Here is a 25,032-nt window from a genome sequence, read left to right as displayed (position 1 = left end):
AACGCTTAAAAAGGACAATAAAGGCTATCAATGAATTAAGCAAAAAAATGCACTGTTTTAAAGAAAATCTTATTAAACTTATTAAAATCGCTGAATTAATTTTACTATGAATCATGGAAATTCGCCAAGCTGAAGAGAAATTAGCGGTAATATAAGGTTTAACCCCATGCAGCTTCATCAAAGGAATCCCCTGATGTTGGCCAAATTTGAGCCATCTATATGGGGTTCAAGTTCCGTCCTGATTCGGCTCTAGGGTGCCAATGGATTCAGGACTAGAAAAGAAGAAGCTCAAAGGATTATTACTCGGCTCAAAAAACGGGACAATCAATGAAACGCTCTTGTTTCCTATTGCCATTAGGGATTAGGAATTGCTAAGTCAATAGAGGCTTCAATTCCTTTAATTAAACAAGATAAAGGAATCACTCCAGACACAAAAACTAAAGAACCTCGAACCGAATTATGATAGAATTGGAAGGTGGTATCCACCATTAATACATAACGGACTTCATTTTTTCCCATCATTAAAGATTTGACTAAATCAGGTAAGGGTTCAATTTGGAAAGTTGGAATCGAGAAAGTAAACTGACTCCCCATTAAAGTTCCCAACATATTAATATAGGAATTTAAGAGAATATTCCCAGCTTCCATTAAAACTTCACAGGAAGAAACATTCAAATGTAAATTATAATCTTCTTGATCGGGTCGCAGTAAGTTTGTGAGTTTGACCGCAAAAGAATAGTTTAAAAGTAAGAGTGCATCTCCACTCATTGTCCCTTTAAACATTTGATGAACGCTGACAATATCTTCATTGAACTGGTTGGGTAATTCGGTCATTAATTTACTCAACGGAGATAAAGAAACCTCCGCAACCTTCATCGTCACATCAGACCCAATTAATTGTGATAATGCCGTTGCTGTTCTCCGAGAAAGAACAATTTTCATAAATTCAGATAAGGCTATTTTTTGCTTTTCGGTGAGTAACATTTTTACACCTATTGAGGGTTAATCAAGGATTAAAATTAAAGGTTAATTTTGGGGTTATCAAGAACAATCATAAAACGTCTAAAATTGCCTGTGCAATTCCATTGAGAGGATAAGAATGATCACTTAACCCTGATTCCTCTACAGAACGTGGCATTCCATAGACAATACAAGTTTCTTCAGACTCAGTAAATATTAAACCTCCATGAGATTTTATCCATGCTGCACCCTGTTTTCCATCGGAACCCATTCCGGTCATCACAATTCCTAAAAGCCGATTACCATAAACTTCTGCGGCTGATTGAAACATAACATCCACCGAGGGACGATGAGGCATATCAAAGGGTTGTGCAGCCAGACGGGTGACAACAGAATTCCCTTCCCGTTTAAAGGTTAAATGACGTCCCGCAGGGGCAATAAAAACCATTCCTGGATGGAGAATTTCTCCATCACCCGCTTCAACCACTTTCAATGCGGATAATTGATCTAATCGTTCTGCATACATTTTCGTATAACCAATGGGCATATGTAAAACAATTGCAATTGGAACCGGAAAATTACTGGGTAATTGAGGAATCAAAAATGCTAAAGCTTGGGGGCCACCTGTGGAAATTCCAATTGTAATTAAATCAATTGTACCGGGTTTAAACACCGGTTGAGCCGGAATTAATCCCGAAGTTAATGACCCTAAAGCTGGAACCGGAAGACGCTTTAAAGGGACATTCGCAGCAGCTTTTACTTTATCAATTAATTCCTCAGCTAATTCATACATTTTTTCCGTCGCTAAAGCCGTAGGTTTATGTACAAAATCAACAGCCCCTGCGTCTAAAGCTGCTAATACTAATTCTCCTCCTTCATTGGCAATACTCACAATAATCACCGGAATCGGATGTCGTTTCATTTGTCTTTTGAGAAACTCTACCCCATCAACTTTAGGCATTAATAAATCCAAGGTAATCACATCAATTTCATTCGGTGTCCGTTCTAATCTTTCTAAAGCTTCTTCCCCATCATGGGCTGTTCCCACAACTTCTATAAAAGGGCTACGAGACAGCATTTGTTTAATAACTTTACGAACATAAGCAGAATCATCAACCACTAAAACGCGAATAATTTTATTCATGACTTTTTATCCTTTTTTTATTACAATAGGGGAATCAATAAATTAGACTCAAATCCAGCACAATTGCTCCTTTAATGTTTAACATATATAAATGCTCCTTCAATGTCTTCCAATTCAAAATTAGTTTTCAGTTTTAAGAGAGACTCAGAAGCACTCAGAAACAAATAAGAGGGTTTAAACATTCGTTCATAGAAATAATTAACAGTTTGGCGGATAGAAGTATCGGAAAAGTAAATAAAAACATTCCGACAAAAAACAAAATGAGCTTGAGCTAAATATTGAATTTCAGACTCCTTCAATAAATTATTAACTGACCAATGAACTCGGCGATGAATCTGAGGAGAAACCCGCCATCCATCTGCTTCAGCCGTAAAATATTTCCGCTTCAAAGCTTCAGGGAAGCTCCGAAATGAATATTGTCGATATAATCCCATTTTAGCCTTATCAATTGCCTTAGAAGAAGCATCACTAGCCCAAATTTCAATCGGAACTCGTTCAAACCAACCCGCTTCATTCAACGCGATCACAATTGTTAATGGTTCTTCTCCAGTAGAACAAGCCGCACTCCAAATCCGCAGGGGTTGACAAGGATAAGAGAGACTATAAAACTGCTCTAAATACTGAGGAATTAACACTTCTGTCAAAACCTTAATTTGATCATACTCTCGCCAGAAATAGGTTTCGGGGACACTTAAACTATTAATAACTTGTTGCCATTCTTCATCCGCTTTAGGATCATATTTCAGCAAATAATAATAGTCTAAAAACGAGTCTAACCCATTTTCAAACACGCGATTAGATAACTTATCCGCCAACATATTTTGCTTAGAACTCGTATAAAATAATCCTGTTCGTTCATGGATTAGATCTCGCAAAATAATAAAAATATTATCGCTTAAATTCAGGGGTTCTGGAGAAAATCGCATATGAGTAATCAGTTGTCAGTCATCAGTTATCAGTCATCAGTTATCAGTCATCAGTTATCAGTCATCAGTTATCAGTAATTAGTCAACAGTTAGGACATAAACTGATGAGCGCAAGCCTAAACTTGTGTTTCTATGAACTTCCCAATTAAGTTTTTCCTGGCTATAACTGAAAACTAAAAATTAATGGCTGATGACTGATAACTGATAACTGATAACTGACTATTGATGCAATCCTTTTTGAGCCGCCCGACGAACTGCCGCAGAAGGATCATTACGAGCTAATATCCCCAACTGTTCAGTACAGGAGCGATTTCCCAAATAAACCAAAGCATTAACCGCCGATAAACGGACACTTTGATCCTGGTCGTTCAATGCACTGATTAAAATTTCCGAAGCAAAAGGATGTTTGAGGCGTTTCAACACTTCAACAACAGTACACCGGACAGCCGGATGGAGATGGGTTAACCCTTGGCTAATACCTTCAATATAGTCCTGTTTCTGGCTGGAATGCTCCAAATTTCGAGAAGCCAACGCCATAATACAAGCTTCCCGACTGCTGGGATCTACGGACAATTCCAACAAAGCAGCAATCGCTTCTGGGGTTCCCATCCGAGATAGGGATTCAATCGCAGCTTGAACCACTTTTTCCTCTGGATCAGCGGCTGCCATCCATTGTAAAGCAACTCCGGCCTCTTCTCCTCCCCGTTCCCGAAACGCATGAAGGGCATCTAAACGCCGTTCTGCATTGGTAGAATTCAACGCCATTAACAAAGGCGCAACAGCGTCGGTACTGTTAATCCGTCCCAAAGCCATTACCGCCGCCCGGGCAATGTCCCCATCTCCGACCTCCAGTCCCACTAATGTCGTTAACAGAGGAATTGCTTTTTCCTCACCGATGTGGCCTAAAGCCGAGGTAGCAGCAGCCCGAACTGGATAGGCAGAATCTTGGTTGACAAGCTGTTGTAGAATCTCAAAGACCTGTTTAAGGGATTCTGCCTCCGACTCTGATAACAGATTAAATTCCAAACGCCCAATTGAACGAGCCGCTTGATACCGCACCCAGGAATCATTATCCTGTAAAGCATTCAATAAAAGGGGTAAAGCTTGATTCACTTCGATATCCCCCAAAGCATGGGCCGCCGCCGCCCGCACAGAAGGAACCTCTTGGGTTAACGCTCGGACTAAATAGGGAAGAACCCGTTCATCCTCCAGGTAAGGCAAATGTTCAATGGCAGCCCGTCGTATTTTTTCTTCAGGATCATGGGTACAGTTAAATAAAGCTTCAATGCACTCTCCAAAAGCAAAATACCCTGCGATTTTGACGGCTGACTCCCGAATCAGGGGATTGGGGTGAGTTAGTAACTGTAGAATCCGTTGCGGTAGGGCGGGATGGCCCAGGGAATTGAGAGCCGCAATCGCGCCTAAACGCACGGCGGAATCAGAATGTCCTAAGAGATCTAATAATGCTTCAAAAGCTCGCCCATCGCCGATTTGAGCTAAGGCAGCCGTTGTCACCATAACTAATTCCGAGTCGGCACTGAGTAAATCGGTTAAGGCCGGAACAGCTTGATTACTCCCAATGCGACCGAGGGCTGTAATGGCAGCTTTACGAGTTTCGACATCAGGAACATCAAGTTGAGCAATTAATAACGGAGTTACGCTACTCCCAAAGCGAACTAAGGCTTCAATAATGGATTCTCGCAGTTGAGGATAACTTAACAGTCTGGCTAAGGCGGTGGCAACGTTCTCTCCTTCTAACCATCCCAAAATTAATGCAATCCCCTGGAGTTCTTCAGGATTAGCCTGTTGAATCGTATCCAGTAGGTTTTGAGTTCCCACCTCTGTTACCGCACGACGGGTCAGGTCAGCAATAAATTTTCCTTCCCCAAATTCAGTTTGATAGCGTTGATAAATTTTAGCCAGGGTGATGACTAAACTATTCGCTCTCACGGGGGAGTTGGCTATATCAGTTTTGTTCAGCCCCTGGGCGATAGGAGTAACCACATCAGCAGAGCCCAATTCTCCTAACACCTCAGCCACTTGATCGCCTAATAGCTCATCATCTAATAAGGAAACAATGCGACAACCAATAGTCGAGTCTCCAATTTTCATCAACGCTTCCAAGGCGGGAAAGGCGAGGAAAAAGTCTCCAGATTGGGTGATTTCGACTAATTTATCGACGGCTTCTGTTGCCCGTAGGTGTCCCAAGGATTCAATGGTATGATACCGAACATTAATATCAACATCATCCAAAGCTTGAATTAAAGCCGGAATAGCTCTGGGGTCATGGCGTTCTCCGAGGGCTAAGGCGGTGTAAATGCGTAGTTCTGGATCGGGATCGGCTAAACATTCCACTAAGGAGGGAATTGGATCGATATGACTGAGAACTAAAACCTGAAGCACACTATTGAGAATGTCGGGGTTACGGTGTTGTTCACGAAGCAAGCGTAACAAATCCTGGGTTAAGTTAGGATCGTCTTGCATTGCTAGGCTATCGACGGCTTCCCGACGTACCCGCCAATTCAAAGTTTTTTGAAGTAAAGGCATTAAACGTCCTGCAATTGAGAGATCACCAATTTGCATTAGAGCATCTAAGGCGGGAAAGGCTAAGAAAAAGTCTTGAGATTGAGCAATTTCGAGTAAGGGATCAATGGCTTCTCTCGCTTTTAAACGTCCTAATGCTTCAATGGCATGATAACGAACATTTTTATCCGTATCGGCTAAAGCCAAAACTAAGGCAGGAATGGCGCGAATATCATCCCGTTGTCCCAAGGTTTGGGTTGCATAAATCCGCAGTTCTGGATCAGGGTCATGCAAACATTCAATTAAGGCGGGAATTAAATCCACCCGACTCAAGGCTAAAACTTGAATCACACTATTGACAATGGTGGCATTTCGATGTTCTTGGCGCAGAAGTTGTAATAATTCTGTGGTAATTTCTGGGTTATGACTGGCTGTTAATCGCTCTACTACTTCCCTTCGGACTTGCCAACTACTATCTTGTAGGGCATTCATAAAGTCTGTGGTATTAGCATACAGGCCTTTATTGAGATCATCGGATATGGAAAACATTAAATTCCGCTCTTGAGCCTCGGCGTCAGAGGAAACTACTTCGGAGGAAATGATTTCCCGACGATAATGTTGAGCCAGATCAATTTCTCGCTCCCGTCGCACCGTGACATCCTCAAGGGTGACAATGGTTCCGACGATGGTTGTTTTCTCGCGTAAGGGCGTAATTGTAACGCGCTGCTGCATATACTGGAAGTGCTTGGAGTTCGCCGGAGGGGGACAGGGAATTAAGTATTGATGGAACGCAGGTGCAAGGGTTTCAATGACTCCTTGGGTAATCACCCGTTGAAATCGCTCCAGTAAACCCCGTTGTTCCAAATCAGGAATCAGATCGGTAATTTTTTGTCCACAACTCTGTGCCGCAGTAATTCCCGTGAGTTCGATTAATCGAGAATCCCAAGAACGAATCGTTAAATTGATATCAGTTGTAAAAATACCAATAGCCATAATCAGTTATCAGTTATCAGTTATCAGTTATCAGTTGACAGTTATCAGTTATCAGTTGACAGTTATCAGTTGACAGTTATCAGTTGACAGTTATCAGTTGAGACAATCCTTCATCACTCATCAATACCTCCTGTTATTAACTAATTATTCATTCCCTAACATCCAATTGATTAATACTAACCCTCAACTGATAACTGATTAGTGATGATGCGGATACTTGATAACTGATTAAATGAGGGTTTGAACACTTTCAAGCAGGGTTGTGGCAGCAGTCATAATAATCTTGCTGCTTTGTCGGTGACGTTCACTAATTTGTCCTATATTTTCTATGCCTTGCAGTGTCTCACTTAAAACAGCAGAATGTTCTACATTGGAACTGCGAATTAACTTAATTTGTTGGGTGATGCTTTGAATCGCCCCCGTCATCTCTTGAATGGCTTTTGACTGTTCCCTCATGGCTTTCGCCAGTTGCTCCGACTGTATCCGCATATTATCAACGGCTTGGGTTGTTTGAGATGCCATTGTGGCTTGTTCAGTCATGTCTTTGCTAACACTATTAATCAAGCTGCCCAGTCGTTCGGCTTCTTTAGAGATTTGCTCCCCGGCTACGGACTGTTCTGCAATGGCTCGTGAAGTGGTCATGACTCCCCGCCTCATGGACTCTACCGCTTGCATAATTTGGGATGCCCCTTTATTTTGCTCAAAAGTCGCTTTACGGACTTGTCCGGCTAAATTCGTGGTATTTTGAGCCGCTTTAATCACATCACGGGCAGCACGAGCTTGTTCATTCATTGCTTGGGTGACTTGTTTAGCAATTTGCTGCATCTGTCGGGTAGAAACCACAATTCCTTGGGTGGTTTTAGATTGTTCAATGGTGGCTTTGGCAACTTCTCGTGCTTGGTTGGCGGTGGTATTAATTGAATTAACAACGGTTTGACCCGCAATCATTTGTTCCTCGGAGGCGACGGTAATTTGACTAACTAATTGAGTGGTTTTTTCAATCCCCGATAGGATTTTTTTTAATCCTCCTAATCCTTCTTCGGCTAGACTCCCACTATCTTCAGCTACCCTTAAACCTTCATTAGACGTGTTAACTGCATCCTGGGCAACCTGTTGTAAGGCTTTAATAATCGAGGCAATGTCGGAAGTGGCTTGGGCTGCGCGATCAGCTAAATTACGAATTTCTTCGGCAACAACGGCAAATCCCCGTCCGGCATCCCCTGCCCTAGCTGCTTCTATTGAAGCATTTAAAGAGAGCAAATTGGTACGTTCTGAGATTAAGTTAATCGTATCGACAATACTGCTAATTTCGTTCGTGCGTTTGCCCATATCTCGAATCACGTCGGAAGATTTAACCATTGATTCCCGTACCCGACTTAACCCTTGAATGGCTTTTTCCACGGTTTTACCCCCCACTTCGGCATCCTGCATGACTCGACGGGTAATTTCATCGGCTTGTTGAGTTAGGGTGGTAATCGAACGAATGGATCGATCTAACTGTTCGGCGGATGTAGCTGCACTGGTGGCGGCTTCGGTAATTCGTTCTCCATTTTGAGCGACACCTACAACAGATTGCGCCATTTCTTCCATTGACGTTGAAACTTGTTCAACGGTAGAAGCTAAATTTTCTGTGGTAGCAGTCACTTCTTCAATGGAAGCTGCCATTTCGTTAATTGAAGCGGTGGTTTCTTCGGAGGCGGCCGTTAAATCATCGGCATTTTGAGCAACCCCGCCAATGGAACTGGTCATTTCTTCAATGGAAGCGGCGGTTTCGTTGACGGCGGCTGCAAGGTTTTCTGTGTCTAAACTGACACTTTTAATCGATGCAGCCACTTGTACCATTGATGCGGTGACTTGAGACGCTGAAGTTGCCATTTCTTGAGCACTATTGGCAACATTATGGGTAGAAACACTGCTTTGTTGAACGGACGTTGAGGTTTGTCTAATGGCCGTTGCAAGTTCGGCACTACTCGCGGTTACTTGTTCGATGGACGCTGCCATTTCATTAATAGAAGACACCAATTCTTCCCCGGAAACAGCAACGGATTGAGCTTGGGTTGCCGTATGTTTTAATGAGGTTGTTAGGGTCTGAATTTGGCTACTACTTTCTTCTGCTAGGCGAGTTTGGGATTTCATCCCCTCTGAAAGATGTTCTACTGTTTGTACAATATCTTTGGTTTTAATCAGGATTTGCTGATTTTGTTCTCGTAGCTGTTGAACAATCAACTCAGGTGCGTTTTTATCAGGAACTTCAGAGAAGTTTTTTTGATGATTTTTATAATTTTTTTGTTGCTTATTATTGACTTTAGCCATGATTTTCTCCTTTATTAGTTATCAGTCATCAGTTAACAGTTATCAGTTATCAGTTGTCAGTTATCAAGTATCCGCATCATCAGTTATCAGTTGAGGTAAAAACAGGGGATAACACATTTCTACACAGATAATGGATTAGTATTAACTGATAACTGTTAACTGACAACTGATAACTGATTGATCAGTAATTCTTCAACATTGAGGAGCAGGATAACTCGTTGTCCTAAAGTGGCAATTCCCGCTAAATATCGACCGCTTAAATTAGAGATTCCTTCGGGTGGGGGTTGAATAGTTTGCTCTGGGATTGCGATAAATTCCCTAGCCGTATCTACAATTAATCCAACGGTACGATGATGGGAATGAATCACAATTAAACGAGTTCGTAGATTATAAGAGGTTTTCTCCAGTCCAAATCGGACTCGTAAATTAATCGCTGGAATGACTTGTCCCCTCGAAAAAACAACTCCCTCCACAAAAGGTAAAGTGTTAGGAACGGGGGTAATTTGTTCAATCATTTCCATTTGCTGCACAATTTGAGAGGGAATGCCAAAGGTTGTGTCAGCCAGTTCAAATAAAATATAGGGTTGAGTTGAAGTTAAAACGTCTGACATTGGAGTTAGAGTCTAAGGTTGACAGTTGACGGTTGACGGTTAAGGTCAACCAAACGTGGCAAGTCGGACTAAAGCACCCACATCTAAAATTAAAACCACCCGGCGATCTCCAAGTTCTGTTGCGCCAGCTATTCCTGTCACTTGGACAAAGGGATCGGTTAACGGTGTCACCACGATTTCGCGTAGTCCCGTCACCCGATCAACGACTAAAGCCACGGTATTTTCTCCACTTCCTACCACAATCATCATTAAGGATGACGGTTCTAGGGAACACAAGGCCGGGTCTGACTGGGGATAGGTCGCAGAAAGAGGGAAAATTGAGGCTAGACGGATCACGGGTAAAACCGTGTTACGATAGCTGACAATTTCGTTCTTCTCAAAAGAAATAATTTGGGATGTCGAAACTTCTAGCACTTCCAGCACCGCCGCTTGGGGAATGGCAAAGGTTTGTTGGGATACAGAAATAATCAAAGCATCTGTAATTGCTAAGGTGAGGGGAAGTTGAATCGTAAATCGAGTTCCTTGACCTTTATGGGTATCTAAACTCAGGAACCCCCCTAACTCCTGAACCGTATTTTTAACAATTGACATTCCCACCCCCCGTCCCGACACTAAATCCACTTCATTTTTGGTGGAAAATCCGGCACTGCACAGAATATCTAATAACGCCATCATATTATATTGGTCGGGCTTTCCGGCTTCCCCATATTTGTTTTCGAGCAGAGAAACAAAGGATCGAGTTTCAGTGAGTTGGGTCTGGGTCGTGACTCGTTCAATAACCGTTTCAACATCAACACCGCGACCATCATCTTCAATTTCAATCACGACGGTTTCCCCAGAGGTTGTTGCCCGCAGTTTGAGGGTTCCCTGGGGAGGTTTCCCGGCTTCAAGACGCTCTTGGGGAGATTCAATTCCATGACTGACGGCATTTCGCACCAGATGTAATAGGGGGTCAAGCATTCGTTCGACAACGAATTTATCAATTTCGGTTTCCTGTCCACTCATTTCCAGAGTGACTTGTTTTTCACTGGCCCGAACTAAATCCCGAACGACAAATTGCATCCGAGCAAAAATCTCACCAATGGGAACTAAACGAACTTGCATCACCCCTTGGCGCAGATCTCGTAATTGTCGTTCTAGCATTAAGTTAATTTCTTGTAAGGCTCGAATTTGAGGGGAGGGAAGATAGGACGTGATGGATTTGAAATGATCCTCTAAACGGGCACGACTCATGACCAAATCCCCCACCATTCGCATCAAATCATCCAGTTTGGGTAAATCTACACGCACCACATTTGAGGAGGGGGAAAGGGGCAGGGGGGAAGGGGAGAGGGGGGGAAGGGGAGAAGGGGGGAGTGGGAGCGGGGGAGGGGGGGGAATTGTGTGATCTTCTTTGGGTGGGGTCGTCTCCTGGTCTGCTGTTTCCGGTTTCCTTCCTTTTAAGTAAAGCTGCCAGGTTAAGCCCGGTTGCTCGGTTTCTGGAAAGGGAATTTCTGGCAAAGTGGTGGCGAGGATGAAATCAAATAGAATTTTGTTGCCCTCACTCATGCGAGGTGCAGTATAAATTAATTGACCGAAGGTTTGTAAGTGTTCTCGAATCGTATTAACTCGGATTCCCTGTTCTGAGAGTTGGGTACTCGGTGAGAATACAAAGTGCCAAAGCGTTTCGCCGTTGTTAATTGCTATGTTGAATGTTTCTTGTTCTTGGGGTTTGAGTTTGAATTCTACCGGGGTAACCAGGCCAGATAAGGGGTTTTCGACGTTTTCGTTAGGAATAACCGCCCTCAGTTGGGTGCTAATGTCGGTAATATCGGGGGGTGGGGCTTGAGTTCGGTGACAAGTGATCACTTGTTCGAGAAGTTTTGTTCCCGCAATTAAAGCATCAAATCCTTCAGAAGATAGAGCTATTTTTTGATCCCGTAAGACTCGTAAATAGCTTTCCATTTGATGGGCTAATTCTTCCGCCAGTCCCACTCCGACCATTCCTGATAATCCTTTGATGGAATGGAAACAACGAAATAATTCATTGAGATGAGAACGCTCAATCTGTGATTGATTAATCCAGGATTCTAGGGTTAGAAGTTCTCGTCTAATGACGGCTAAATGTTCTTCGCATTCTGCAAAATAATCTTCTAGGAAATCCTCGAAAAAATTTTTGTTAGGCGGATTGGACACAATGGAAGTTTCCTCGCAAGAATGATATTAATATTTCTCATTAAAACAAGAATTTGGGTTTAATTGACTCAGAAGTAAAACCCCTTCACACTGAAACTGAAGTTAGTAACTGGCGAATTTCACTCGCTAAGAATTTAGGTTGAAAGGGTTTGGTTAAATAACAAGCTGCACCTGCTGCAATGGCTTCACTCCGACTATTTTCATCACCCTTGGTCGTCAGAATCACAATCGGTGTATCGTGATAACTGGGATGCCCTAAAACAAATTTTAGAACTTCTAACCCGTGCATATCGGGCATATTCAAATCCAATATCATCAGATCAAAGGGAGCCACTTCAAGTTGTTCAATTGCTTCTAAACCATTCCCCGCTTCACTAAAACTAACATCAGTTAAATCTCGCAAAGACGCGATTACCATTTTTCGCATCGTTGCTGAATCATCAACCACTAAAATCCGTCTCATAATCCACACTCCTTGAGCGGATAAGGCAAGAATAGTTTGCATTCCTATACTCGTTTATTAACAGAATAGATGTAGAGCTTGATATTTTGACAATCCCCAATAAGTACAGAGGGAATAGCTCGATCTTTTCATGATCTCTTCAGGGTGATGTTAAAGGATTCTTAAGATCAATCAAAGGACACTATTGCTTGCGGGTAAATCAATTAATTTCTGCACTCTATCCTGCCAGGAATAAACGGGCATAGTAATTCGCAAAATAATCACACCTGAATTATAAATCATCCTCTTCTAGGAATTATGAATTGTGTTTGAAAAGTTAACAGAACTAGGTGTTGGCTGTTGACTGTTCATAGAGGAATGGGGAGTCAGAAGTTAAGGATTTCCCCTCCGCTTCCCCTTTTCTCCCCCGACTTCCTATCAAGAAATCCCAGAAAACACTTGAGTTCCTTGAGGTGCTTCCAGGCTATCACCTCTATTTTGACCGTCGTGAAAGGCAGCTAGAATCACATCACAGGTTTTTCCCCAAGCGATCGCACCCGTTGCATCAATGCCAATGGCCCCAAAATCCCGTTGACGATCATGAGCTTCTGCAAAGGATTTGTCAAAGGCGGCTTTTAAGGTTTGACCATCCGTGACCCGCGTTACAATTTTGGCGGCTAAACATTCATCAAGAATATCTTCCCCAATTCCGGTACAACTCACCCCCGCTTGATCCGTAGCATAATTTCCCGCCGGAGTCGCCGAGTCACTCACCCGACCAATACGTTCAAACCCTTTTCCTCCCGTTGAGGTTCCAGCGGCTAATTGGCCATTTTGATCCAAGGCGACAACCCCAATGGTTCCGGTTCCCGCCGATTCGGAGACGACATTGGCCATACTGCGTTTAAAATTATCTTTACGGTCTTCTAACCATTCTTGTAATCGTTGATCCGTGAGGGGATTATACAGGGGAAGTTGCAGTTCCCGTGCTAATTCAGCCGCACCATAATCGGATAAAACGTGATCCGAGGCGTTTTGTAAGAAAACGGCTAAATCGATAGGATTTTTGACCCGTGAAACGTTAATCACGCCACTAAAGCGTTTTAAGGTTCCATCCATTAAGGAAGCACTCATGCGGATTTGGCCATCGGACTGCAAAACCGAACCTGTACCCGCATTAAATCGGGGATCATCTTCGAGGAGTTGACAGCCCCGTACCACCGCTTCTTTAGCACTAGCTCCTGTCAGCAGTAAGGCGTAGACTTCATCAATGACTTGATACAGGGATTTACGAACGGCTTTTAACCCTCCTTTCCCTTGGAGAGAACTGCCAGCACCACCATGAATAATCAGTTTAGGTTGAACCACCATGAATGTATTGTAAAGTGAACAAAGATCGGGGTGTTATTGGGGGTGTTCTATCTCTGGGGTAGAAGAAGAACGACGGCGACGGCAGCGTTCAGAACAATATTTGACTTCATCCCAACAGTTCGCCCATTTTTTTCGCCAGGTAAAGGGGCGATCGCAAACAGGACAAATCTTCGTCGGTAAGTCGGATTTGGATGGCACGCGCACCATGCTAAGTTATTGGAGTTGCTTGAATCTCGGATGATCATATCATTTCCATGTCACAGACCGTTTCTGAGAACACCCGATTAACTTTCATCCGCATTGTGTTAGTTGAACCCGCCGGAGCGTTAAATGTGGGTTCGGTTGCACGGGTGATGAAAAATATGGGATTAGAGCAATTAATATTAGTCAATCCCCATTGTGATCCCCTGGGGGATGAAGCCAAAAGAATGGCTGTTCATGCGGTTGATATTTTAGAACAGGCCATTATTGTTTCGTCTCTACCCGAAGCCTTAACCGGATGTCAACGCGCGATCGCAACAACAGCCCGATCTCGATCCCAAGCGTTACCCACTGATTTAGAAGATCCCAGAACGGTTTTACCTTGGTTATTAGATTGTCCTTCAGCTTTAATTTTTGGCCCAGAAGATCGAGGTTTAAATAATGATGAATTGAGTTATGCTCAACGATTTCTCCGCATTCCTTCGAGTTCCTGTTATCCGTCTTTAAATTTAGCTCAATCTGTTGGGGTGTGTTGTTATGAATTACGATATTTAGCGTTAGAAATCCAACCGACTCCAGCACAGGGGATGGAACACCCCAACCCTTCGACCGTTCCCTTAGAGGTCTTAGAAGGATATTATCAACAGTTGGAAACCTTGTTACTTCGGGTTGGATATTTGTATCCCCATACCAGCAATAGCCGCATGAAAAAATTCCGGCGTTTGTTTAATCGTGCTAATTTAACGGGGGAAGAAGTCACAATGTTACGCGGTATCCTCAGTCAAGTCGAATGGGCAATAAACTGTAACAATTTTGTTGCAATTGATGATACCCTAAAAGCGTCGCCCGATTAAGTTTAAACAGACCCCCCTTTCCTTGACTAATGAGTTAGAGGAGAGGGGATGGCTCATCATCAGGTCGGGTGGAAAATGATTGCATCGTCTTAAAAACAGTCTTAAAATCCTAGTCAGGTGTTAGGTGTGGCTCAACGATCTCCGCGTCAGTCGTTCTTCTCAAAACTTTCTTCTTCTAACTCTGGCTCTGCGTCCTCTGGGCCAAAGTCCCGCAATGACAATTCATCGAAATCACAGCCTCGACGCCGTTCTCGTCGTTCAACTCCTCCTCAACCTCAACCGGTTCCTCGTCGGGATCGCTCACCAGAATCCCGTCAGAACGTTGATCCCAGCCGTTTAGAGTCTTTTGAACCCCTGGTTTCTCAACTACGACAACAACCTCCTAGGCGACCCAAATCTCGTCAAACCCGATCTCAACCGGGTAAACGGCCACGCCAGAAAGTGACCCTGGCTTCTATTTTATCGTTTCTGAAGCCTCCGATATCGGGGTCGCAACGATCTCGGCGTCTTCCAAGGGATCGAGTCGCGACAACTTCGGTTGGTACACCCAGGGATCAATCTGTAAAACGAATACGGAAAAAACGTCGGGTGTCTCCGATGGTTTATGCAACTCGTTTGTTGATTTTGGGGATTGGCATTGGTGTGATTTCAGGGACGATTCTTTCAATTTTAAATGCGTTGGGACGTTCGAGTGCAGAAGCGAATCAAACCATTAATTTAACTTTAGAACAACAACAAAACCCTAATTCCAACCCGTCTAACACTCAGGTTCAACCGTTACAACTAACTCAAGAAGCGGCGGATTTAAAAACAGCAATTCTGGCTTTAGCTCAGGATTCACCTAAGTTAAAACCGGGGGTATTTCTGGTTGATTTAGATACGGGAAATTATGTTGATATTTCAGGAGAAACCCCCATTCCTGCTGCCAGTACCATTAAAGTGCCAATTTTAGTTTCATTTTTTCAAGCCGTTGATGAAGGTAGAATTCGCCTGGATGAAATTTTGACAATGGAGGAAAAACATATTGCGAAAGGGTCTGGAGAACTCCAAGATAAACCTGTTGGTAGTAAATTTACGGCTTTAGAAACGGCTACTTTAATGATTACTAATAGTGATAATACGGCTACCAATATGATTATTGATCGTTTGGGCGGTATTGAATCCCTAAATCAACAATTTGTATCCTGGCAATTAAAACAAACTCAAATGCAAAATATCCTGCCTGATTTGGAAGGAACCAATAAAACCAGTAGCAAAGATTTAGTAACATTAATGGCAGAAATCAATCAAGGGAAGTTGGTGTCTGTGAAATCCCGTGATTTTATGTTACGAATTATGCAGCAAACTCGTAATCGTTCTTTATTACCCAGTGGTTTAGGAGAGGGTGCGTTTATTGCTCATAAAACAGGCAATATTGACACGGTTTCTGGGGATATTGGGTTAGTTGATATGCCAAATGGGAAACGATATTTAGTTGGGGTTTTAGTTCAACGAGAAGCGGATGATCCCCAAGCCGAAGAATTGATTCGTCAAATTTCTTCTACGATTTATCAATATTTTGATAGCTCTACTAACCCTGTTCCTAATTCTGATTCCTCACCTGCTCCCGATGAAGTTCAAAGCCAAGATGATCAACAATAAACCGTAGGGTGTTTAAGCGCAGCGCACGCACCCCTAAATTGTTGACTCACAAACAATAATATTGTCTCAAAACAGCAATAAATTTAAACGAAACCCCGGTCAGATCTTCTCACTGGATAATTCTGTAGGAATATTCCTCAATTCTACAGGTTTTTCAAGGCGATAAATTTCAACCTAAGAATTGCCAAAATTATTGTGATAAATGATCGCATATCAGAGATAAAATTCATTAGTTATTATTAAAGTGACTGAAAAAGCTTATGAATCCGTTACTTTTGGAGAAGCCGGCACAGGAGTGCTAGAGATTCCAAAAGTAGCGAGAGAGGGTATTTGAAGATTTTCGGAGATGTCTATTCTATTAGGAAAGTCGCACCATTGACTCCGAGATTAACCCTCCTTTAGGGTTACATTTTCAAAGTTAAGACAGATTCGGTTGGGTTTAACCAATTGTTTTATATCTGTCTCCCCGTTGACGTTTTAGGTGTTATCCTTCAACTTTAACAAGAACGTCTCGCACAAATTTTTATATTTTAACAATTCTAACATTTTAAATAAAATAAAACAATCCTTTTTTTTATTGCCAATTCGAGGCAAGCTAGAAGTATAGAGTTTTTTGTGGATCAGCTACTATGATGCTCAAAGCTAAAGATATTATGACTACAGAAGTCGTAACGATCAAAGGTTCCGCTACGGTTGCCGAAGCCGTGAAGCAGATGAATGATATGTGCTTACGGGCATTGCTCGTTGAGCGACGTTACGAACAAGATGCCTTTGGGATTATTACTGAGACCGACATTGTTTACAAAGTCACCGCCTACGGGAAAGACCCAACACAAGTCCGGGTTTGTGAAATTATGACCAAACCCTGCATTGCGATTAATCCTGACCTCGGTGTGGAATATGTGGCGAGACTCTTTGCTCAAACGGGAATTCGTCGTGCTCCAGTGATTCACGATAAATTGCTGGGAATTATTTCGGTCACCGATATTATTAGCAAAGGTGATTTTGTCGAAAATCCGAAGGGCATTCTGTTAAAAGAACGCATTGAACAAGCGATTGAAGAAGCTAGAGCGACTTGTTCAGAAAAAGGAGCTACCTCGAAAGAATGTGCCGCCGCCTGGGATATCGTGGAAGAACTGCAAGCCGAAGCGTCTCACCAAAAAGCAGAACGTTTGGAAAAAACAGCCTTTGATTTGTATTGTGAAGAAAATCCTGATGCTGTAGAAGCTCGGGTGTATGACACCTAATCCTTGAGGACTTCAGTTCAGGTTGTGGTTTAACTCATTTCTCTTGACCGTCACAGTTTCCCCCTCTAACAGATCAATATAGAGGGGGAATTCTGCTTTTAATAGATTCTATATGGGGAATTGAGAATTATTTATAGCCGATAGTATAGCAGTTGTGGCTAACGGTTAGAACAAAACTGGATCTAATTTTCAATGTCCTAGAGAATCAAATCAACAATTCTTAATCAACCATGAATCCAACCATTAATTGTAAATCGACCATCCGTAAATTGTTGAGAGGGACAATAAACAGGTAAAACTTCATGCTTACAACGACTATCAAAAAAGATAATACTATTATTACGCGGTTCAATTTGATTAAATCTTTCTTGAATTAGAGATTGATTGTCTTGAATTTTAGTTTCATATAATCTTAAGTCTCCTCCATAAAAAGGTTTAGGTTCTTGATAAAAATAATAAACATAGGTTAATCTTCGATTGGCAGCTTTTCCGGCATCCACATCTTGATGAATTTTATAATATCCCCCATGTAAATGCGCCGTGATTTGCATTTCTAAATGGGACACTAAAAACATCGACATTTGTAATTGCTGCATAACATTGGGTCTAGCAGAGAGAATCTGATGAGTCAGAAGTTCATGGAACTCGACAAAGTGTTGAGGAAGTAAAATATAAGATTCCCGATATTTTGACTGATCATTTATCACTTCTGAAGGAAAAAATTTATCTTGATTAGCTAAAGTCATCTTTAAAAGTTTCTGATAATCTTCCTCTGAGAGAAAGTTATCCAGTTGTACATAATCGGGATTTAAAATAATGGCTTCTGTTTCTTGATGCTGCAAGAAAGGATCAGGAGAAATATCTGAAGATGGGATAACTTCGGGTAACAATGAATTCAACTGCTTTTGTTGTGATGATAATATTCCGATCTCTAATACTTTTAAGGCTGCGTTCAGCCTTTCATTGTAGGGAATTTCAGGTTGATTAAGGCTAGAATTTACCAAATCTAAAGCTTGACTAAAAATCTCATCAAATTGTATATTATATTCTGAATTGAATAACATTAGAGATTGTTTCCTCCTTTTCATTAAATTTTTGCTCAAACTACTTTATTAAATATACTCGGTTTTAATAGGACTTAAAACAAAGATTAAGCCCGAATCAAGCCTAAACTGTCTGTAGGCTACAAATACATCCCTCCGCATACTGGAGCCACTCCACAAATCCAAAAGAAATCGCGGTGCGAAAGGCTTCAAGGGCATCAGCAAATATGCTTAAGAGTTTCTAGGATGTGGAAACAAGACCAATAAATTCTGTAAAAAGTAAAGATTTAGTAAAGATGGAGACAAACCGATTGTATTTTTTTTCATCCACTTTATAATTGCAGCATTAAAGATTTGAGTTACAACTTACACACCGGAGGGTTAAAAAACCTGGTTTCTCGTCTTGGCTTTAAGCTAAGAGCTTGATGTAATGTTCAGAAATCGGGTTTTTGCGTAAGTCTATTGGCATAACATCGCTATTCTAGTCAGACATCAAAAATCCAATTTGGTCTGACTTTATCAGTTGGGGTGCAAAGGAATAGTGCCAAACCCGAAATTTTATCCGTTTAGTTCAAGGAAAAACTTTAGCTTTGAAAACTTGGACAAGCTGCAATGCAGACTTCTACTTTGCCTCTATTAAAACAACAAACTGAATGCGTACCCTTTTACCCTGAACTTGACGAAATCAGTTGGAAAGCTGGAATTTCTCTCGTCAGCTATGGTGTTCACATTGGTATCCGTGTCAACGAACCCACTATTTTGGAACCGCTTTTGGATTACCTGCCGCCTGGGTGGGAGAAATCATCATCACCAGTTGATGAGTTGTACTCGCTAATTGTTGGTGAAGTTGGCAAAGGTTCTAGTGGTTACATTGATCACCAGATCTATCGAGGGCAAGACAAACTTACCGAAAGTATAGAGCTTGAAACTATTTTCGAGACGTTGGACTCTGACTTGCGCTTGCAGGTTGGCATTGCCGTACAAGATTGGCTATTTGTCCATGCGGGTGTTGTGGGTTGGCGGGGGAAAGCAATTCTCATTCCGGGGCGCAGTTTTAGTGGCAAAACAACTCTGGTAAAGGCGTTAGTTAACGCTGGAGCAACCTATTACTCGGATGAGTATGCGGTATTGGATACTGATGGACGGGTTCATCCCTATCCGAGACGTTTATCCATACGGCGAGGAGAAGGGCAGCGAGTCAAACGGTGTTCGGTGGAAGAATTGGGGGGTACAGCAGGAACAGAACCTTTACCAGTGGGTTTGATTGTTCATGCTCAATATGAGTCTGGAGTGCAATGGAATTTAAAACCAATGTCTTTAGGACATGGGGTATTGGCACTATTAGATAACACAATTGTTGCGAGTCTTCGTCCTGATTTTGCCCTTCCTATTTTGGCAAGTGCTGTTTCTAGTGCTTTATGTTTTGAAGGGAAACGAGATGAGGCAGAAGATGTTGCGATCGCATTATTGCAACACTTAAAAGATTAAGTTGACTATCAGTTTAAAAAATTCATTGATTAACGAGGATAAAACCATGATACCTGTCGCCAGAACTGAAAATCTGTTGCTGCAAGATATAGGTAATGAATTGATCATTTACGATCAAGATAATAATTCCTCCCATTGTTTAACGCCACTGGCAGTGAGAGTCTGGGAATTATCAAATGGTCAAAATACAGTTAATGATATAGCTCGTAAACTCGAAAAGGAGTTTAATCTGCCTGGGAATAGTGATGTGGATATGCGGGGTTTGGTTTGGCTGACATTGGAAGAATTAGAACGCTATTCCTTGATTAAAGAGTATTTACGACAACCTGCTACAAATGTAATTGCAGGGATGTCACGTCGGAAGGCAATTAAGACGGCTACATTGGTGGGAGGATTTGCGCTCGGTTCTATGTTTCCTATGGTAAGGTCAATTATTGCTCCTGAACCTGCGTTCGCAGTATCTAAATGTTTAGCGGATAGTGGAAAGATATGTACCCAAGATTCAGATTGTGCATCGAATGAGATTTGCAAGCAAACAGACAGTGGAAAGAGATGTAAACTAGCGGTTTGTTAATTTTAAAGTTAGCATCTTTAAAAAGATACTGAAGGGAAAAACTATGATTCCTGTTGCCAGAACTGAAAATCTGTTACTGCAAGATATAGGTAATGAATTGATCATTTACGATCAAGATAATAATTCTTCCCATTGTTTAACGCCACTGGCAGTAAGAATTTGGGAATTATCAAATGGTCAAAATACGGTCAATGATATAGCCCATAAACTTGAAAAAGAGTTTAATCTCCCGGCGGATAGTGATGTGGATATGCGAGGTTTGGTTTGGTTAACTTTAGAGGAGCTTGAGCGTTATAAGCTGATTAAGGAGTATCGGAAGGAACCCATTGCTATACCCAATATTTCACGTCGGAAAGCAATTAAGACGGCTACATTAGTTGGGGGATTTGCGATCGGTTCGATGTTTCCTGGGGTTAAATCAATTGCTAGTCCAGATCCGGGGGGAGCCAGGTCAACGGCTGGGCCTCCAAAGCCTCCTTGTATAGAAGAAGGAAAAGATTGCATACCAGGTTCAAATCCAACCAAACGTGATGGTTGTTGTCAAAATGCTAAAAAAAATATTTTTTGCTCCTCCAGAACTAATCGTAAGCCTGGAGAAAGTGAATTTGCTTGTGAACAAAGATAAGGATTAGAAATAATGATAATAATTGATTATTTGATGATATTAATTATAGGAGCAATTTTTTTAATAACTGGAATTGCCAAAGCTCTAAATTCTAAAGAATTCATCTATCATAATTACAAATATGGTTTGCTATCTACCCTAATTGTCCCCCAGGTAGCGACTACCTTCATTGGTTTAGAATCAGCATTAGGATTAGCTCTAATTCTCCATGAATTTCCCCAATGGCTTATTCCTATATCAATCCTTTTCTTAATCGGTTCATCAGGGTTAATTCTTTGGTCTACCTCCTCTGGTAAAACAGAAGATTGCGGTTGCTATGGAGGTCTTGTAATCATCACGCCCCAACAAAGTATCCTGTTGAATTTAGGATATATTCTGTTACTAGCAATAGCATGGTTTTATCCAGTACCCAACCACCATACAGAAACTTGGCAATGGATACTTGCATTAATTGTTGGAATATCCGCTAGCACCCTCGGTTGGCTATCTCGACAGAAGCCTCTTGTAGACTTCTCTCGCCTAAAACTTGGAAATCATTGGAAACGTCGTTGGTTAAAAGATAGCCCCAACGACTTACAACAGGGTTCCCATTTTGTTGTATTCCTCAGCAAAGATTGCCCTTACTGTAAACGATGGGTTCCTTTTCTCAATATGATGAATACCCAAAAAGATTTACCCCAAGTTCTGGGAATTATGTCTCTCCCCTCTGATGAATTAGAAGCCTTTAAAGATGAACAGATGGTGCGCTTTCCCCTAGTTTCAATGGATAAACTTTTATTTAGTTATATGGCAGATGCCTATCCCACTGCTATTTTAATTGAAGATGGAGTCATAACTCAAACATGGATTGGAGAACTTCCTGAAGCTTATTTAGACCGAATTAAACAGATGTATGAGAGAGTTTTGTTGAAGAAGACAGAACCCATCTCATCTTGAATCCCCAAAAGTTCTAACTGAGGGCTTTATGAAAAGCTTAACTTCCATCTCTGCTAATTTGCCAATAGTAGATATTCGTACTGAAGTCGAAATCTTGGTTTGCTGTGCTAGAACTTGCATGGACTCTAAAAATGCTGAACGGCTCAAGATTTTGCTGCACGAAAATATTGATTGGGAGTATCTGATTCAGACAGCAAATCTTCAGGGGTTAATGCCACTTCTATACTGGAATCTTAATACGACCTGCCCAGAAGCAGTTCCCAAGGCTACTTTGGCTCAACTACGAGCTAGTTTTGAGGCTAACGCCGGGTGGAGTCTTACTTTGACTGGGGAACTGCTCAGGCTTTTGGAACTATTTGCAACTCATGAAATTCCTTCCATCCCCTTTAAAGGTGCTATTCTAGCCGCTTCCGCTTACGGCAATTTGGCATTGCGACAGTTCTGCGACCTAGATATCTTAGTACGCCAACAAGACGTTCTGGCAGCTAAAGACTTACTGATTTCTCAGGGATATAGACTAGATGATGAATGGGGTTGGGAGTGTAATCTCATATCACACGATGGCAGGATTAGTGTAGATCTTCACCAGGCAATCACACCGAACGATTTTCCGGTTTCAATCTATTTTGATGACTTATGGAAAGGTGTTAAATCAGTATCTCTTGCTGGTATAAACGTACTGAGTTTGTCTCCAGAGGACTTGCTCTTAATTCTCTGCATTAACATCGCCAGGGATTCTTGGCAAGACCGAGAACGATTGGTACAGATTTGTGATGTTGCTGAAGTGATCCGGGTTTACCAGGAAATGAATTGGGAACAGGTTATAAAACGGGCTAGTCAGTTGAATAGTTTGCGAATGCTCTTCCTTGGTCTTCTCTTAGCACACGATCTTCTAGGAGCAAATCTTCCAGAAGAAGTGTTGAAGAGGGTTCAAGCAGAGCAAATAGTTAAATCCCTTGTATCCTTAGTCTGTAAATGGCTGTTCTGTCAAGCCGAAAACCCAACTAGAGGCAGAGAAAAAAAACGGTTTTATTTTCAAGTTAGAGAGCGTTTTCAAGATCGAGTTCCCTACTTAGCCCACCTCGTCCACCTTTGGATAGCTCCAAGCGAAACAGATCGGGCGTTCCTTCCGTTGCCAACTTCTCTATCTTTTCTCTACTATTTAATCCGCCCCACCCGAGTAGTCATAAAATTGATGTTAAGATGATTTCAGCACTTTCTATATATCTATGTTTCAAGCGGTGCATTTAGTCAGGATAAATGGAGAGAAACAAGTGAGTAACTTAACCCAAAAGCGTCAAGCAAGATATATTGCAACATTTAGGATTGCTATAGCTATCAATACTCTTTAATAATTGCTGGGGGATAAAGATTGAGAGAAAGGGGAAGATAGTTGTAAAAAAATCTAACAATAATTAATTAAATTTTAAGATAATCATAAAACAAATAAATATGCAATACTTAAACCTACAAATCCAGAAAAATTACGAGGATTGAACCTTGAGAAACAACAGCGAATATACCTTAAAAGAAGCCTTTACTTGTTCCGGTGTGGGATTACATACGGGAGTAATGACAACGGTTAGAGTTTTACCTGCAAATATTGGGGAAGGACGCTATTTTGTGCGCGTTGATTTACCCGAAACTCCGATTATTCCTGCACAATTAAAATCGGTATTATCCACCACTTTATCCACAGAATTAGGTCATACAAACGCAACCGTTAGAACCGTTGAACATTTGTTAGCCGCCTTAACGGGAATGGGAATTGATCACGCTCGCATCGAAATTGATGGCCCGGAAGTTCCGTTATTAGAGGGGTCGGCTCAAAATTGGGTAGAAGCGATCGCAACCGTTGGCCGCCAAATACTCGAAGGTCAATCTCAAGAATTCAACCCTTTTAAAATCACCCATCCCATATCCGTTCAACAAGGAGATGGGTTTGTCACAGCCTATCCCGCATCAGAAACGCGATTTACCTATGGAATTGATTTTTCCGTTCCCGCCATTGGCAATCAATGGTATAGTTACACCGCTAACCCTGAAATTTTTGCTCAGGAAATTGCTCCGGCTCGAACCTTTACCCTGGAAGAACAGGTGGAACAGTTGCGCCAAGCGGGACTGATTAAAGGCGGGAGCCTCGATAATGCCATTGTCTGTGGAAACTCAGGATGGTTAAATCCACCCTTAAGATATGCAAATGAACCCGTGCGTCATAAAATTTTAGACTTAGTAGGGGATTTGAGTTTATTGGGTGTTATCCCTCAAGCTCATTACTTGGCATACAAAGCAGGACATCATCTTCATGTTCAACTGGTTCAGGAAATTCATCAAGATCAGAAATTAACGGTTGAGTGTTAACCAGAACTCTAAAGTTGAACAAAGGTTTTGTCTTCTCAGTCCTTGACCCCCTTTCCCCTGTGAACCCTATTATCACGGTTGATGATGACGAGATCTGACGTTACATTAAATTCATCGGATACGGATACGGCGTTGAACGGTGAAACGACTCAAACCGTATTCATGATTGAAGACATTCAAAATTTATTACCCCATCGCTATCCCTTTGCGTTGGTAGATCGCATTATTGAATATATCCCTGGTCAAAAAGCCGTTGGCTTAAAAAATGTCACCATTAATGAGCCCCATTTTCAAGGTCACTTCCCCGGACGTCCAATTATGCCAGGGGTGTTAATTGTGGAGGCGATGGCGCAGGTCGGAGGGGTGGTTTTAAAGCAACTTCCTGATCTCAAAGGCAGTCTATTTTTATTTGCAGGAATTGATAAATGCCGTTTCCGCCGTCCCGTTGTTCCAGGGGATCAATTAATTATGACCGCAGAATTATTGACCGTGAAACAACGCCGTTTTGGTAAAATGCAAGCTCGCGCTGAAGTCGATGGTAAACTGGCCTGTGAAGGAGAACTAATGTTCTCTCTTGTGGACTAAACCCTTATTCCTTATTAGG

Annotated in this window: 21 protein-coding genes; 10 read left to right on the top strand and 11 right to left on the bottom strand. The window is 41.9% G+C overall.

The window, feature by feature from the left end; all coding sequences use genetic code 11:
• Window positions 1–354 precede the first annotated feature (354 nt).
• The 10 genes from PL9214_RS19175 to PL9214_RS19130 form a co-directional block, all read right to left on the bottom strand.
• The gene (locus tag PL9214_RS19175) at window positions 355–984 is read right to left on the bottom strand and encodes a hypothetical protein (protein WP_072720364.1); all 630 of its coding nucleotides are present in this window, start codon (window positions 982–984) and stop codon (window positions 355–357) included.
• Window positions 985–1,051: 67 nt separating this feature from the next.
• Window positions 1,052–2,104, bottom strand: a complete 1,053-nt coding sequence (locus PL9214_RS19170; RefSeq protein ID WP_072720363.1) for a protein-glutamate methylesterase/protein-glutamine glutaminase — start codon at window positions 2,102–2,104, stop codon at window positions 1,052–1,054.
• Between the two features lie 71 nt (window positions 2,105–2,175).
• Window positions 2,176–3,030, bottom strand: a complete 855-nt coding sequence (locus PL9214_RS19165) for a CheR family methyltransferase (RefSeq protein ID WP_072720362.1) — start codon at window positions 3,028–3,030, stop codon at window positions 2,176–2,178.
• A gap of 219 nt (window positions 3,031–3,249) precedes the next feature.
• A complete protein-coding gene (locus tag PL9214_RS19160) occupies window positions 3,250–6,546 on the bottom strand; it encodes a HEAT repeat domain-containing protein (RefSeq protein ID WP_072720361.1) in 3,297 nt (1,098 codons plus the stop codon).
• A gap of 228 nt (window positions 6,547–6,774) precedes the next feature.
• A complete protein-coding gene (locus PL9214_RS19155; protein WP_072720360.1) occupies window positions 6,775–8,859 on the bottom strand; it encodes a methyl-accepting chemotaxis protein in 2,085 nt (694 codons plus the stop codon).
• 155 nt (window positions 8,860–9,014) lie between these two features.
• On the bottom strand, window positions 9,015–9,470 hold the full coding sequence (locus tag PL9214_RS19150; protein ID WP_072720359.1) for a chemotaxis protein CheW: 456 nt from the start codon (window positions 9,468–9,470) through the stop codon (window positions 9,015–9,017).
• Window positions 9,471–9,515: 45 nt separating this feature from the next.
• Entirely contained in the window at window positions 9,516–11,645 is a 2,130-nt protein-coding gene (locus PL9214_RS19145; RefSeq protein ID WP_072720358.1) for a chemotaxis protein CheA, read from the bottom strand.
• A gap of 85 nt (window positions 11,646–11,730) precedes the next feature.
• The gene (locus PL9214_RS19140; protein ID WP_245824293.1) at window positions 11,731–12,150 is read right to left on the bottom strand and encodes a response regulator; all 420 of its coding nucleotides are present in this window, start codon (window positions 12,148–12,150) and stop codon (window positions 11,731–11,733) included.
• A 375-nt stretch (window positions 12,151–12,525) separates the two neighbouring features.
• Window positions 12,526–13,458 (bottom strand): isoaspartyl peptidase/L-asparaginase, encoded by a 933-nt coding sequence (locus PL9214_RS19135; RefSeq protein ID WP_072720357.1) that lies wholly within the window; start codon window positions 13,456–13,458, stop codon window positions 12,526–12,528.
• A 33-nt stretch (window positions 13,459–13,491) separates the two neighbouring features.
• Window positions 13,492–13,665 carry a DUF2256 domain-containing protein gene (locus PL9214_RS19130; protein WP_072720356.1) on the bottom strand — a complete coding sequence of 58 codons (174 nt, stop codon included), beginning with the start codon at window positions 13,663–13,665 and terminating at the stop codon, window positions 13,492–13,494.
• Between the two features lie 47 nt (window positions 13,666–13,712).
• On the opposite strand from PL9214_RS19130, the gene PL9214_RS19125 reads away from it, so the two are divergent.
• The 3 genes from PL9214_RS19125 (at window position 13,713) to PL9214_RS19115 (ending at window position 17,401) form a co-directional block, all read left to right on the top strand.
• Complete coding sequence (locus PL9214_RS19125; protein ID WP_072720355.1) at window positions 13,713–14,513, top strand: RNA methyltransferase; 801 nt, start codon at window positions 13,713–13,715, stop codon at window positions 14,511–14,513.
• A 126-nt stretch (window positions 14,514–14,639) separates the two neighbouring features.
• A complete protein-coding gene (locus PL9214_RS19120; RefSeq protein ID WP_072720354.1) occupies window positions 14,640–16,154 on the top strand; it encodes a serine hydrolase in 1,515 nt (504 codons plus the stop codon).
• A 629-nt stretch (window positions 16,155–16,783) separates the two neighbouring features.
• On the top strand, window positions 16,784–17,401 hold the full coding sequence (locus PL9214_RS19115) for a CP12 domain-containing protein (RefSeq protein ID WP_072720353.1): 618 nt from the start codon (window positions 16,784–16,786) through the stop codon (window positions 17,399–17,401).
• Between the two features lie 224 nt (window positions 17,402–17,625).
• On the opposite strand, the gene PL9214_RS19110 is transcribed toward PL9214_RS19115, so the two are convergent.
• Complete coding sequence (locus PL9214_RS19110) at window positions 17,626–18,465, bottom strand: 2OG-Fe(II) oxygenase (RefSeq protein ID WP_245824292.1); 840 nt, start codon at window positions 18,463–18,465, stop codon at window positions 17,626–17,628.
• A gap of 591 nt (window positions 18,466–19,056) precedes the next feature.
• Here PL9214_RS19110 and PL9214_RS19105 point away from each other — a divergent pair.
• The 7 genes from PL9214_RS19105 to fabZ all read left to right on the top strand — a co-directional run bounded on the left by PL9214_RS19105 (window position 19,057) and on the right by fabZ (window position 25,013).
• Entirely contained in the window at window positions 19,057–19,932 is an 876-nt protein-coding gene (locus PL9214_RS19105; protein ID WP_072720351.1) for a phosphoenolpyruvate carboxykinase (ATP), read from the top strand.
• Window positions 19,933–19,978: 46 nt separating this feature from the next.
• Window positions 19,979–20,506, top strand: coding sequence for a PqqD family peptide modification chaperone (locus PL9214_RS19100; RefSeq protein ID WP_072720350.1), 528 nt, complete (start codon window positions 19,979–19,981; stop codon window positions 20,504–20,506).
• A gap of 43 nt (window positions 20,507–20,549) precedes the next feature.
• Window positions 20,550–21,131, top strand: a complete 582-nt coding sequence (locus tag PL9214_RS19095; protein WP_072720349.1) for a PqqD family peptide modification chaperone — start codon at window positions 20,550–20,552, stop codon at window positions 21,129–21,131.
• A 12-nt stretch (window positions 21,132–21,143) separates the two neighbouring features.
• Window positions 21,144–22,067: a peroxiredoxin family protein gene (locus PL9214_RS19090; protein WP_072720348.1), complete on the top strand. Its 924-nt coding sequence runs from the start codon at window positions 21,144–21,146 to the stop codon at window positions 22,065–22,067.
• Window positions 22,068–22,095: 28 nt separating this feature from the next.
• Entirely contained in the window at window positions 22,096–23,274 is a 1,179-nt protein-coding gene (locus PL9214_RS19085; RefSeq protein ID WP_072720347.1) for a nucleotidyltransferase domain-containing protein, read from the top strand.
• A gap of 293 nt (window positions 23,275–23,567) precedes the next feature.
• A complete protein-coding gene (gene lpxC / locus PL9214_RS19080) occupies window positions 23,568–24,428 on the top strand; it encodes a UDP-3-O-acyl-N-acetylglucosamine deacetylase (RefSeq protein ID WP_072720346.1) in 861 nt (286 codons plus the stop codon).
• An 81-nt stretch (window positions 24,429–24,509) separates the two neighbouring features.
• Window positions 24,510–25,013, top strand: a complete 504-nt coding sequence (fabZ, locus tag PL9214_RS19075; RefSeq protein ID WP_072720345.1) for a 3-hydroxyacyl-ACP dehydratase FabZ — start codon at window positions 24,510–24,512, stop codon at window positions 25,011–25,013.
• The last annotated feature ends 19 nt before the right edge of the window (window positions 25,014–25,032 follow it).

It is taken from the genome of Planktothrix tepida PCC 9214 (assembly GCF_900009145.1).
Taxonomy (GTDB): Bacteria; Cyanobacteriota; Cyanobacteriia; order Cyanobacteriales; family Microcoleaceae; genus Planktothrix; species Planktothrix tepida.
This window is presented reverse-complemented; position numbering and strand designations above follow the sequence as displayed.